The sequence below is a fragment of the Methylocaldum sp. GT1BB genome (genome assembly GCF_051027545.1).
Lineage (GTDB): Bacteria > Pseudomonadota > Gammaproteobacteria > Methylococcales > Methylococcaceae > Methylocaldum.
The window spans coordinates 147,476-160,044 of sequence record NZ_CP194901.1; the positions used below are offsets into that span (position 1 = coordinate 147,476).

Below are 12,569 nucleotides of genomic sequence, written 5' to 3' on the forward strand. Positions count from 1 at the left end.
CTCCTCGGGCTTCAACCGTGCTTGGAGGTTTTGAGGCTAAACCGTTGAGTCGCACGCTCTCCTTCGTCCGTTTTCCGCCGGCGCGCGGCGAGAGGATGATTCGAATAGGGCTGGTGGTTTTCCAAGCCGCGAATCTCGCAGCGGCCGCCCCGGTCTTGATAGTCGTGGCGGAAGTGGTCGATGAACTCCATGACCGTATGGTCGATGAGATAGGCATTTGACAAGTCGAAAATCACCGTTTGCCCCTCAGGCAAGGTCGACAACTCGCTTTTCAGCCCGATGAAATTGGAGAAAACGGCCGATCCATTGATGCGGATGTGATGAACGCCGGGAGAGGTTTGCATGAGCGTGTAGTTGATCCTGAGCAGGTTCTTGAAGTCCACACCGCGAAGAATGTGGACCATCAGCTTCGCCACGATGCCGATGAATACGCCGACTAATAGATCGGTGGCCAGAACGCCCACAATCGTGATGCAGAAGAGCGCCAGTTGCTCTTTGCCGATATCCATGGTCTTGACGAATTCCCTGGGCGAGGCCAGGCGGAAACCCGTGTAGACCAGTAGCGCCGCCAGCGAGGCCAGCGGGATTTCGTGAATGAGTCTGGGAAAGAACAGCACGAATAACGCCAGGAACAGGCCGTGGAAGAAATTCGCCCAGGCCGTCTTGGCACCGTTATGGACGTTGGCCGAGGAACGGACGATCTCGGCGATCATCGGAAGCCCCCCGACTGCGCTCGACAAAAGATTTCCCACCCCCACCGCAGTGAGGTCGCGGTTCAGATCCGAATAGCGCTTGTAAGAATCGAGCTTGTCCACCGCAGCGGCGCTCAGCAGCGATTCGAGACTCCCGACCAGGCAGATCGATACCGCCGCCCCCCAGAACTCGACTGTCGCGATTTTGGAGAAATCCGGAAAATAGAAGCTTGCCAGCACATTTTCCGGAATCGACACCAGGAATTTCGGCCCCACCGTAAATTCGTGGCGCGGCAGGAATTCCTCCTGCGGCAGAAACAAATACACGTGCTTATGGTCGAGGTCAAAGACCTGACCCAGAGCCATGCCGACGACGACCACGATCAGGGGGGCCGGGACCATCTTGAGATACGGATTTCTGACCCAGGACCAGATCATCAAAATAACCAGCCCCAGCAATCCGATCAGGGCTATTTCAGGGTTGGCGTTCATCACGCTGCGCGGAATCTCGGCGATGGCGGAGAGAATTTCACCGCCTTCCGGCCTCACCCCGAGCATGACATGGACTTGCTTGGCCATAATGATGATCCCAATGGCGGCCAGCATGCCGTGCACCACCGAAGCCGGGAAATAGGCGTTGAGCTTGCCGGCTTTGAAGATCCCCATCAGGATTTGCAGCACGCTCGCCACCACGATGGCGGCTAGGGTATGGCGGTAACCCGCCATGGCGTTCCCCTGCCCCAGGGACTGCACCGCCGAGAGAATCACGACGATCAATCCGGCCGCGGGGCCGTTGATCGTGACATGAGAGCCGTTGATCCTGGACACGATTACCCCGCCGATCACGGCACTGATGATCCCGGCCATGGGCGGAAAACCCGAGGCCATGGCGATACCGAGACACAGCGGCAGAGCGATCAGAAACACCAGAAAGCCGGAGACGAGATCCGATCGCCAATGGTCCAGAAGACCCGGTAGTCCGGCTCGAGGCACCCGGCGCAATGTATGTACTGAAGCCATAGTCGTCCTCGCAGAGTTGTACTGACCCTGCCGAAGCGACTTCCGTGCCAAACCTACTATTTTTCTAGGTTATTGATTACGAAATTGGTTTTGTACTTTGGCAAGGCTGCCAGACTCGGACCGGTTCAAGGTCACCGGTGGAACCGGCTTATCCAAACCATCCATGGATGATATTTCCAATCATCGAGGATCAAGCCAATGCGCGGCAGAGGAGTACTGTCAAGGACAATCAATCGGCTAGGAATCGACGCAAGTTCCGGTTCTTGCATAATCCCGATGCTCAGCACACGTTAAAGCCCACAGCCGTCGTCACTAATACCGGACGAGTTCTTCACGTGCTAGAGTCGTTTATGTTTCTTCTCTTTCCGGTCTTATTCCCATGTACCACGCCAAAATGGTGGCGGTCGTCCAGCAGATGCTCAGGCTCCAAAGATTATGGGAGAGAAAATGCGCGCCGCGCGCGATCTGACTCCAGCTCAGGGTGCAGCCAAAGGCAAAGCTCAACAAAAGGGCCACCGGCGCAACCCGCGATCGGCGAGCACGAGCCGCATAATAGAGTGCTAGCAGCGAGAATCCGCCCGCAGCATGCCCACTCGGCCAACACCGTCCGGCTTCGCCCATGGGTACGAAACGCAGATTGGCAGTGCCGTAATGCGGCGCAGTACCGCCATAGCGTTCGACCGACCAAGGACATGCCGGCGTGGTGTGCAGTTTGAGTAGTGCCACGCTCCCGATCGAGATTCCCATGGAGAGCAGCAAATAGACGAGCGTCCGCCGCCAAGTTATAAGCATCGACAGGAAGAACGAGGCAACCAGCAGAAGGACTGCGGCGAGCGCCACGCCGCGCACCACTCAGTTCGCGGCATCGTGCAGAAGACGTTTGAATACGGCATCGTTCCGCAAGGGAAAAATTCCCGTTGCGGCGTCGAAGTACCTGTCGCTTAGCGCAACGTCCCAACCGTTCAGCTCCACCAGAACGAGGGTTACCGCGAGAACAGCAAGCGGCAGCGCCAGTTGACGAAGAAACGATGATCTCAATGTCCGAAATCGCTCAGCAGCGATTTTTCCGTTCGCGGCGCCGCGTTGTTGTGGGCCGATGCCGGCAGTGCCGACAACAAGCCGTGTTTGAGCGCCCAGGAGGCCCCTTGATACCAGGCGATGGTGCGCGCACCGGCGGTCTTATCGAACGCCATAGGCTTAACCATGTCGTTGCCCAGCGGATCGAGATGGATCTCATCCAGGCGGCGCGGCGACAGAATCGTCAGTCGATCGTTCTCGTAAAGCGCCACGCGCTGATAGGTGGCCACCAGCGCGCGCCCCTGGTCCGGCGGTGTGCGCAGAATGTCCCGGCCGTAAAAACGGCTGGTGTAATGCAGGTTGAGCAAACCGAGCACCGTCGGCGGAAGATCCATCTGACTCGCGACTTGATTGACGGTCCGAGGCGCGACGTACCTGGGCGCATAAACGATGAGCGGAATATGGTAGCGGAGCAACGGCACCGCATCCTTGCCGGCACTGCCGGCACAATGGTCGGCCCCGATCACGAACACCGTATCCTCGAACCATGCGTGCCTGCGGGCCTCGTCGATGAAGTGGCCGATCGCCCAGTCGGTGTACCGAACAACGCTTTTGCGATTCCTTTGCGGCGCGTCGATTCGACCTTCGGGGAAGGTGTAAGACCGATGATTCGACGTCGTCATGAGCAGTGAAAAGAAGGGCTTGCCCGCGGCATGACTTCGGTCGGCCTCACGCAAAGTCCGCCGATAAAGATATTCGTCCGCGACGCCCCAAACGTTGGCGAAGCCTTTCTCGTCCTCGGCGAACAGCGCTCGGTCAATCACCTCGTAGCCGTTCGATGCGAAGAATGCGTTCATGTTGTCGAAGTAGCCGTATCCCCCGTAAAGAAACTTCACGTCATACCCCTTGGCACGGAAAACCGACCCTAAGGAAAACAAATTGGCGTTGTCTGGACGGCGCACTACCGAATTCCCCGGGGTCGGCGGGATTCCGAGCGTCACCGCTTCGAGCCCACGGACAGTGCGGTTGCCCGTCGCGTAATACCGGGTAAACAAAAGCCCTTCTGTTGCCAATCGGTCCAGATTCGGCGTCAGGCCGTCCGAGTTGCCGAATGCCCTCAGATAGTCCGCGCTCAGGCTTTCGACGGTAATCAGGATAACGTTGAGCTTCCGCTCGGCCTCGGGGGGCGATACCCGGCGCGTCACATCGAATAGCTGACTGCCGGTAAATCGCTCCCCCGGAAGCAAGACCTGGGCGCGAAGCAACTCTGAAGCCAGAGTCGGATCTTCGACCGAGTAGTAGCGCTCGTAATCGAGCTGGTTATGACGGAAGGCATAAAAGAACTGAAAGAGGCCATTGCGAGCGAGCTCGTCCACATAGGTATTCGTCGAAAGCGGGGCAAACCTATCGCCGTCGAACCAGGATGCGCCGACGAGAAGCAAGATTGCGAAGCCGGCCGAAACCGCCCGCTGCCGCGGCGGGGTGCGTTCCTCCAGCGCACGGCGCAGCCCGCCGCGTACCCAATAGAGCTTGGTCAAGGCAACGATCACCAAGGCCGAGAGAATCGCGACCAGCGGATAGGACTCGGCGATGTTGCCGGCGACTTCACGCCGATAGATCAAATAGTCGACGGCGATGAAATTGAAGCGAGCGGAAAATTCCTGCCAAAACAGCCACTCGGCGACCATCACGAAGCCGATCCCGAAGAACAGACCGGCCACCAGGGCGAACATGAGGTGCCGGTGGACCACCGTGTGGTAGATTCGTTCCGGCAGCACTTCCAGACCGATGGCCAGTGGCGCGAAGGCCCAGATGCAAACGACGAGATCGTAAAGCAAGCCTTGGACATAGACGGCAAGCAAGGACATCGTTTCCTGCGGGAGATCGGGAAAGCTCTCGATCAACAACATCGTCCTGAGCCCGGTAAACAGCGTCAGACAGACTAGAGCCAAAATCACCGGGATGCCGACTCGATGGCCGAATATGCGAGAAATCATGATGGCAGGTTTGGTGGCTTTTCCGGACCCCACGACCTGCAACGTTTGTGCCGCCTTTCGCTATGACACCATATTATTGATTTAATAGGTATATATTCATATTCGAACCTTAACAACCCCCGTAAGGCCGGTTAAAACCACCAACTTTTTTGGGGCTTAAACCACTATCAATGCCCTCGACCAGATTCGACGCGGTACGCTCAATCGCCCGCTCAGCTCGATTCTTTCAGCCCGTACTTCCGGATGCGATAGCGCAGCGTTTCGCGGGTCGTGCCGAGGGCGCGGGCAGCGGCGGTGACGTTGCCGTCGTGGCGCTCCAGGGTGGTTCGGATGATGTAACAATCCATATCGTCCAACGCCATGCTCCCGTCGAGCGGAATGAACAATCCGTCCGCGCTCGCGGCATCGATGCCCGGCATTCCTTTTTCGCCGTGCCGGCGCAGCTGCAACCATTCGACCGGCAACAGCGGCCCCTCGGCGAACAGCACGCAGCGCTCGATGACGTTCCGCAATTCCCGTACATTGCCGGGCCAGTCGTGCGCCCGCAATTCCGCCCAGGCCGCTTCCGGAACCACCTTGACGTGCTTGCCGGCCTTGGCGTTGAACTCGGCCACGAAAAGCTCCACCAAATCTTCCAAGTCCTCCTTGATGTCCCTGAGGGGCGGCAGGGTGAGCTTGAACACGCTCAAGCGATGGTAAAGATCGCCGCGGAATTCGCCGCGCTTGACCATGTCCTCCAGATCCCTATGGCTTGCCGCGAGGATTTGCACATCGACCGAAATTTCCTTCTCCGAGCCCAGCCGGCGGATTTTCCGGTCCTCGATCGCCTTGAGGAGCTTGGACTGAAGATCCGGGGCCATCTCGCCAATCTCGTCGAGGAATAAGGTGCCGCCTTCGGCCTGTTCGATCAATCCCCGGTGCCGTGACAGGGCGCCCGTGAATGCGCCGGCCTCGTGCCCGAACAATTCGGATTCCAGGAGCTCGCGCGGCAGCGCCGCGCAATTGAGTTCGATCAACGGGTTTTCCGCCCGTTTCCCGCCATAATGCAGGATGCGGGCCGCGAGGCCCTTGCCGGTGCCGGTTTCGCCGCCGATGATCAAGGCGCTGAAAGGCACTTGGGTCAAGCGCGTCAACATCTCGCGCACCCGCTGCGCCGCTCGGCTCTTGCCGACATAGGCCTCCGGCGAATAACGGCGATAGCGCTGGCGGACTTGCTGCGCCAGGCGCTTTTGGGCCTGGGCGCTGCGGGCGGCGGCGGCGATCACCAAGTCGAGCCGCGACATCTCGCACGGCTTTTCGAGGAAGTCGTACGCACCCAGGCGCAAAGCCCGCACCGAATCCGGCACGCTCCCGTACCCGGTGAGCAGCAGCCATTCGGTATTGGCGATCTGCCCTTGAAGCGATTCCATGAAATCCAGAGCGTTGCCGTCCGGCAGATTCATGTCGGACAGGATCAAGATCGGCTCGAATCCCTGTTCCAGCAGCAACTCTTTCGCATCCTTGAGGTCTTTGGCCCATTCCACTTCCCAACCCGCCTTGCGATAGTGGCGCGTCAGTTCGGAACCGAACAAGGCCTCGTCTTCGATGATCAGCAAGGTATTCAGCACGGCAAACTCAGACCCATTGACAAGGAAGCGTTAAACTCACCCGAGCTCCACGGGGCTCGACATTCGAAATATCCAGCTGCCCGCCCAGGTCGCGCGTGAAGCGCTGAACCATGGCCAGACCGAGGCCAGTACCGCCAAGAGCCTCTTGCTCGAGGTGGCGCTTGACCGCAAATATTTGTTCATCGATTCAGAGAATGGCAGGGACAGGTTGAATATCGGCGATGCTGCTTGCGAGACAAAGCCGATAGCTCGCGGCCTGGAATATCAGCGCCAAGGCCGCCGTCAACCGGCCAAACGGTGGTACCGATGTCGGTATCATCAAGGTAGCGTGAGCGAGGCATCGTCTTTCTCCCAACTAAGAGCCTATCCCAGTAGGATCGAGAAATCCTTCGACGGGCCTGTCCTGAGCTAAGTCGAAGGGCTCAGGGCGAACGGCCTACCGGGATAGGCTCTTAGTTCTTACTCGTATTTAACTGAATGAACCGTCATTTGCTTCCTGGAATCGTCACTCAGACCCTGGGCAATATCGACGTCAGTCACTACGATGGATAGAACAGCGAGCACGATGCTGTAAACGAACTGGTTCATAAACCGCATCAGAATACTCCACGAAACACGGGAATGTTTTTGCCGAAAAACAGATACCCAAATGGGATTTAACGATGTCGGAAATAAACACAAAGCAAATAAAGTGCCACAAAGAAATATTTACTTATCAATTACATGTCGCTCCATGACAGTGCTCGACTGGTGTAATTGCACGCGGAATCGGTGATTTTGAACTGGTCGAATGGGCGGCTATTGGCGCTCGCCGAAAGCTGTCTCCTCGGCACACACATTGAAGCTTGGGCGCTAGAGTAATCCAGCGCAGAATTTATTATCCGGACCGCTGACGCGCTGGACATAGGCCTGATAGGCTTATGCTCGGGTCTTTCCCATAATCATGAACCGAAGGCTCGGTCATGGACGATAAAAATCCTCAGGCACCGCTCATGACAACAGAAGAGAGGGCTCTTCGCAAGTGGCCATCCTCGTGGGGGTCAGTCTCTTAGCCGGCGCTGCCGGAGGTGCTGCGGCCACGATAATGGCCACCTACCTCAAAGATCACGTCACCCACGCGCGAGCGCCGACTATAGAACAGAGGTAAACCATGGCGAAAAAGCCAGGCCTGAACAGGGCGAACGTCGTCCCGTTTCGGTCGAGAACGGCGTGTCGCGCACGGCCGCCGCTGAAGGGTCCACGCTTGGTCTGGCCCACACGAATCGATGTGATCGCGGCGATCACGCCGCCCACTCGGGTAGGTCGGATGACGTTAACCGGCGCTCGCGCGGTCGCTTGGGTCCTCTCTCTGCCCTATCATGCGGTCATGCTCGTGTATGTCGGCATCCTCCGGATGATCGAGTTCTTCGGTGCAATGATCTTTGTCACGGTGTTCTTGATGCTCGGCTGGCTGTTGATTCAAATGGTCCAAGATTACCTTGCTGGCGCCTAAAGTATCCTTACAGCTGTTTAATCCCCGCGCTATCCCCTAGACGTAGCGCCAGATGATGCACAGCTCGGCATCAGGAAGTCTGAAACTCCTGGTTAACATTGTTGCAACATACCTCTCAGTTTATTCGAATGCTGGTCCCGGTTTTCCCGGAGACTGTTTACGTTGAGTCAGGCTACAACGGCCGGCTCTGTCCACCAAGAGCAACAACGCCCACTTCGGCCAAGCGTCCGGAGTGGCGGAGCAAATGGAGCCTCCGGAAAACCCAGGGCGGTTTACTTTAATTTCATTTTTCGCATCCACAATTCTTTGCACGGTGTCGGATGATCGCGGATATCCGACGCCTTCTCAGCGCCAAACCCCCACTTTCCTTCCTCCGCATAGTCCATGAGTTGCCGCCGGCGATTTTTGCTTGCCCATCCACCGAAGTGGCCGTTAGCATCGGGTTTTAGGTAATCGCGTAGTAGATATGCGACAAATTCCGATTCAGTCTGCGCCTTCTCGTCATGCCGTAAGGCAAGTTCATATTCAAGCTCAATCGCGGGTGTGAAATCGGCAGGGTTTTCGAACATAGTCGCGGATAGGCTCATAAGGTGGTCAACGGGCGTATCCTTAATCAATAATTGCAGTACATCGTCGATGTAGCCAAGATTACGGTTTCCATTTGTTGGTGGCGGCTGAAACACAATGCGCCCGCGCTTGAAATCTTCTTCGGTCGGCGCGACGTCATGGCCCATTTCATCGCGCACGTTAAACTTAGCTTGCGCTGAGAGGCTCGCGAATGACGAGGTCGATACCAGTACGCCACGGACTCGGAACGTCCATTCCTCGCCCTCGAATTCAGTTTTCTGGTCATTCGCCGTCAGTTGTCGTTCAACAACGTGCGGCATATACAATGTGGAAACGATCTTATAGTCTGACCAGCCTCCGCCGGCTCCTACGGTTAGCCCCTTGGGATCGACAAAGCCGAAAGTCTGCGTGTGCGTTTCGAAATCAATGATCCAGACGATGAAATCGGGATAAAACCAGTCTGAATCATCCACGCGCAATCGGAAGGACTCATCCCGTTTTTCGATGTTGCGCTTGAGCCAGATTTCCTTACTGTCCCATTTCAATGGTGTCTTGTCGCTCTTCGGGTGATTGCCAGCAGGATACAGACGGCGAATTAGGTCGCGAACAAAGGCTTCCTCGTGCTCGTCCAATTTGCCTGGCCCGACGTCGATGTAATCCTGTCTGGGTGATAAGAGCAGAGGTTGATACACGCTACCCGGCGCAAGTACCTCAATCGAACCCTGTGGATCGACAATCAACGGCAGATTATCGATATTCGGACAAGATATGGAATCTCCGAATAGCCCGACTTGCACGGGCTGCGCTGGTTTCTTATTGGACATGCAGGAAGTCCTTGTAGTACTGGTCGGGGACGCCGCTCTCGTGCGCCGCAATAAGGGCGTAGCGACTTTTCCGATTTTCTTGTTTTCGATATGCGCCTTCGAACAAACGACGAACCACGGTGGAAGCCAACCGATTTAGACGCAAGAGATCGGCAGGTTCATGCACATTCAGCATCCCCGGCAGTCCGAGAATCTCAAATTTCTCGCTGGCCAGTGCACTATCGATAGCTTGGCGGTCGAAGGCGAAGTTCCACCAGCGTTGAGTGCGCTTCCATTCGACCATTTCTAGGTACACGGCATCACGATCCAGAAGCGCCGCCCATTGTTTAAATTCGGACGTGATATCCTGACCGACCACACCTAGTTGTGCCGATACATTGCCATCTTTGAGCTGCGAGGTAGCAATCGAGGCGGTGAGTGAAACCTTGATCTTGTTTACGCCAGAAAGCCATTGGCTGCCGATAACAGACACCTGGAAATCAGGAGCTTGGGGTGAAATAGCGCGAACTGATTGCAGCAGAGATGACGTGTGTCTGCGCACCCCACACTCGATACGCTCCGAGTCTGGTATGCCGTTGTCGGTCAAACTTTGCAGAAAGCTATCGAGATAACCGGACTTTAGGCCGAACACATAGGCGGTTTGCAAGGGCGCGAGCTCGGAAGGCGGGTTGTCCAATCGTTTGCCGTTGCCACCCACGCCGGCAAACCGCACCACGCGCCCAAACATTTGAATGATTAGCGAACCTTCGCCTTGGCCGAGACGCAATAAAGTCAGCGATGAAGCGCGGAAGTTATCCCAGCCCTCTGCAAACCGTCGTGAACCAATCAATACATTGAGGCCGCTGCCAGGAGCATCGAGAGCAGCGAACAGCGACCCCGTCATTGCATCATCTTCAACCGATAGTTTGGTGGATTCCAGCGCCTTCTTGAGACCTGCAGCATCGCCCACGTTGACCACACCGTAGTAATGAGACGTATCCCCGCGTAACAGACCAAGCCCTAACTCACCCGCGGCTGCCTTGATCAGGCGCAACACCGGTTTATCGCCTTGTTGCCAGCCAAAGCAATCCGCCAGCACCCGCATAGCTAAGGCGTTGACGTTCCAACCGATCGTGGCCTGATGTACCTCGGCCGGCAGCATGCCGGTGCCCACCGTCGTGGCCGTTAGCAGCGATCCCAAATTTTCGACCAGCTTGGCTGGTTGAGCCAGTATGGTCGAGAGGTACTTCAATACATCTACCACATCGGAGGTCTGCTCTTTGTCCCCTTTACCGCTACCGCCGATCACCGATAGCCCAAGAAGCACCCAAAGTGGCGGGGCCAGCTGCAAGCCTATGCTCGCTGCCTTCTGCTTTCCCTCGGACGATCGGAAGCATGCGACCTGGTGCCAGTAAGACAGCAATGCAGCCGTCAGGGTCTGACGCTGCGCTATAGCACTGGCGTCTCCCTTAGCTTGCACTCGAACATGCCAGAAGTCTTTGCCATAACGATCCTGATGGAAGCGATCGTAGGCGTAGTCGAAAACCACCGCCTTGGCGTAACGGTCGAAGGCATGCTCTCCCTCGGCGACTTGGCCGAAGGTGGCGGAAAACTCGATTAAGAGGCCGCGATGAGCTCGTAATGGCGCATTAATGCCTGCTAAGTCGGCCTGTAGCGCCTTCCAGACGCTAACCTCGGATTTTTGCCCCTTGTGGCCCTCATCGACAAACACCAGATTGCGGCCGTCGGCAAACACTGAAGTGGGCACAATGACGCCATCGCCTTTCTTCTCAGTCGCCAGCTTATTGATGTCAAGCACGATTACCGCGTCAGGTGGCAAACGGCCTATGGATGAGGCATCGCCATCCATTGGGTACGCAAACACTTCCCAAACCGCCAGTTCACGCAATTTGTCTGCGTGCTGGCGAGTCAGCGATTCGGAAGGGGTGATGACAATCAGGCGATCCCAGGACTGACGCTTTTCCAGTAACGCAAGGCAGGCATGCAGTACATGGGTTTTGCCTGCTGCCGTCGCCATCCAGAAGGCGGCCAGTTGCAAATCTGCCTCGACGAATTCTGACACCACCTCGCCCTTTGGTTTGTGCGCTTCCAGATAAGCATTCAACCGCACGAGGAATGCCGCTACGTCATCCAGTTGAGAATGCATCCAATGGGCAAACAACACCAGTGCTAAATATTGAGCATACCGCGGAGAAAAGTGCACCTGGCCACACGCCTGCCGTACCGCGGCATCCAAGGCCGATAAATGGGCTATATCACCCTGGCAGACCGAACCCAGCGCTTCCAGATACTTGCCGTTGGTCAGACCGTGTGCCGCTCCGATATGGTTCTCAACCATGCGTAACTGCGCCATCGCAGCTGGAAGATGAATGCCCAACTCCGCCGCGAGTGCGTCGCGCAGTACCAGCGCCGCTTTCAATCGTGCGTGGCCGGAACGCTTCACCGCTGCCATTACGGCCTCCCGAACTGAAGTGCGAAGACTGCCTCAATGGCTTCCAATCGGTCGCAGCCATCAAAGGTGAGACCTGCCGGATCGTTGGTATAGACACGGTCGGCTGGATGCTTGGCAAGCTTTTCAGAAAGCCATTTTGCCGAACCTTCGGCTGCGCAATCGCGAAAGAACACTGCTACCGATTGCCCACGTCGGTTGCGGCCCAACATCACCACGCCTAAGGGCTCCCGGTAAAGTCGGCTTATATCCATACCTATTAGGTAGGGGAGACTCTCTACCAGATCGACCTCGCGCGGTGTCGCCTCCCCGCCGCCCTCGGCGCGTTTCAATTGATAGCCGAAGGGAGAACCAAATCGGTTCACATTGCAGTACAGAGTACGTAAGGTCTTGTCCAAGCGGTAACGTAAAGCGAAGGCCGGGTCCTGAAACAGATCGCCCACGTCGCCTTCGTCGAGTTCAACATCCAGGCTTACCAATGTGTCATTGTATTGCTCAAGCTCCTGAATGCGCATGAACAGGCCTGGGCCTGTTAAAGAAGCGGGACTACCGTTCTTCCATATCCAAGCAGCCGCACAACGCTTGACTCGAGGTACAAGAATGTTTTCAAAGTGTCTTCCACCCTCTATAAGCAACACTCGACGGCGCTGACGGTCGTCATGCTGCATGATTTGAGCGGCATGAAGGGTAGTTCCAGAGCCAGCGAAAAAATCCATAACCCAATCATCAGAGTCGGTGGTTTGCCCAATGAAGCGAGCAACGAGCGTAGTTGGCTTGGGATTTGGAAAACTTCGAGTCTTGCCCGTTATATGTGTATCAATAAGGGTTATAAACAATAATCATGAATAGTTTCTGGAATTTAACTAGGAATTTTAAGAATACAATAACAACTAATTCGCCTTTT

General features: G+C 56.3%; 10 protein-coding genes. 1 reads left to right on the top strand and 9 read right to left on the bottom strand.

Annotation, left to right across the window (positions count from 1 at the left end):
* Positions 1 to 11: 11 nt before the first annotated feature.
* The 6 genes from ACR2TX_RS00730 to ACR2TX_RS00755 form a co-directional block, all read right to left on the bottom strand.
* Positions 12 to 1,712, bottom strand: a complete 1,701-nt coding sequence (locus ACR2TX_RS00730; protein WP_086132861.1) for a SulP family inorganic anion transporter — start codon at positions 1,710 to 1,712, stop codon at positions 12 to 14.
* A 348-nt stretch (positions 1,713 to 2,060) separates the two neighbouring features.
* Positions 2,061 to 2,552 carry a phosphatase PAP2 family protein gene (locus ACR2TX_RS00735; RefSeq protein WP_139840964.1) on the bottom strand — a complete coding sequence of 164 codons (492 nt, stop codon included), beginning with the start codon at positions 2,550 to 2,552 and terminating at the stop codon, positions 2,061 to 2,063.
* Positions 2,553 to 2,564: 12 nt separating this feature from the next.
* Positions 2,565 to 2,750, bottom strand: a complete 186-nt coding sequence (locus ACR2TX_RS00740) for a hypothetical protein (RefSeq protein WP_086132859.1) — start codon at positions 2,748 to 2,750, stop codon at positions 2,565 to 2,567.
* Complete coding sequence (locus ACR2TX_RS00745) at positions 2,747 to 4,726, bottom strand: LTA synthase family protein (protein ID WP_434129682.1); 1,980 nt, start codon at positions 4,724 to 4,726, stop codon at positions 2,747 to 2,749. The genes ACR2TX_RS00740 and ACR2TX_RS00745 overlap by 4 nt, the downstream gene beginning before the upstream one ends.
* A 212-nt stretch (positions 4,727 to 4,938) precedes the next feature.
* Positions 4,939 to 6,333: a sigma-54-dependent transcriptional regulator gene (locus tag ACR2TX_RS00750; RefSeq protein ID WP_077727874.1), complete on the bottom strand. Its 1,395-nt coding sequence runs from the start codon at positions 6,331 to 6,333 to the stop codon at positions 4,939 to 4,941.
* A 7-nt stretch (positions 6,334 to 6,340) separates the two neighbouring features.
* Positions 6,341 to 6,520 (bottom strand): ATP-binding protein, encoded by a 180-nt coding sequence (locus ACR2TX_RS00755; RefSeq protein ID WP_347258512.1) that lies wholly within the window; start codon positions 6,518 to 6,520, stop codon positions 6,341 to 6,343.
* Between the two features lie 1,080 nt (positions 6,521 to 7,600).
* Between ACR2TX_RS00755 and ACR2TX_RS00760 the strand changes: the two genes are divergently transcribed.
* Entirely contained in the window at positions 7,601 to 7,825 is a 225-nt protein-coding gene (locus ACR2TX_RS00760) for a hypothetical protein (RefSeq protein WP_139841201.1), read from the top strand.
* A 272-nt stretch (positions 7,826 to 8,097) separates the two neighbouring features.
* Here ACR2TX_RS00760 and ACR2TX_RS00765 read toward each other — a convergent pair whose 3' ends face one another.
* The 3 genes from ACR2TX_RS00765 to ACR2TX_RS00775 are packed head-to-tail and all read right to left on the bottom strand — an operon-like array spanning position 8,098 to position 12,501.
* Positions 8,098 to 9,216, bottom strand: coding sequence for a hypothetical protein (locus ACR2TX_RS00765; RefSeq protein WP_086135734.1), 1,119 nt, complete (start codon positions 9,214 to 9,216; stop codon positions 8,098 to 8,100).
* A complete protein-coding gene (locus ACR2TX_RS00770; protein ID WP_086135735.1) occupies positions 9,206 to 11,668 on the bottom strand; it encodes a DEAD/DEAH box helicase family protein in 2,463 nt (820 codons plus the stop codon). The genes ACR2TX_RS00765 and ACR2TX_RS00770 overlap by 11 nt, the downstream gene beginning before the upstream one ends.
* A complete protein-coding gene (locus tag ACR2TX_RS00775) occupies positions 11,668 to 12,501 on the bottom strand; it encodes a DNA methyltransferase (protein ID WP_086135736.1) in 834 nt (277 codons plus the stop codon). The genes ACR2TX_RS00770 and ACR2TX_RS00775 overlap by 1 nt, the downstream gene beginning before the upstream one ends.
* Between the last annotated feature and the right edge of the window lie 68 nt (positions 12,502 to 12,569).

Excerpts from the sequence above, each read along its gene's own strand:
- ACR2TX_RS00730 (WP_086132861.1), bottom strand. The coding sequence starts at position 1,712 with ATGGCTTCAGTACATACATTGCGCCGGGTGCCTCGAGCCGGACTACCG.
- ACR2TX_RS00745 (WP_434129682.1), bottom strand. The coding sequence starts at position 4,726 with ATGATTTCTCGCATATTCGGCCATCGAGTCGGCATCCCGGTGATTTTG.
- ACR2TX_RS00765 (WP_086135734.1), bottom strand. The coding sequence starts at position 9,216 with ATGTCCAATAAGAAACCAGCGCAGCCCGTGCAAGTCGGGCTATTCGGA.
- ACR2TX_RS00770 (WP_086135735.1), bottom strand. The coding sequence starts at position 11,668 with ATGGCAGCGGTGAAGCGTTCCGGCCACGCACGATTGAAAGCGGCGCTG.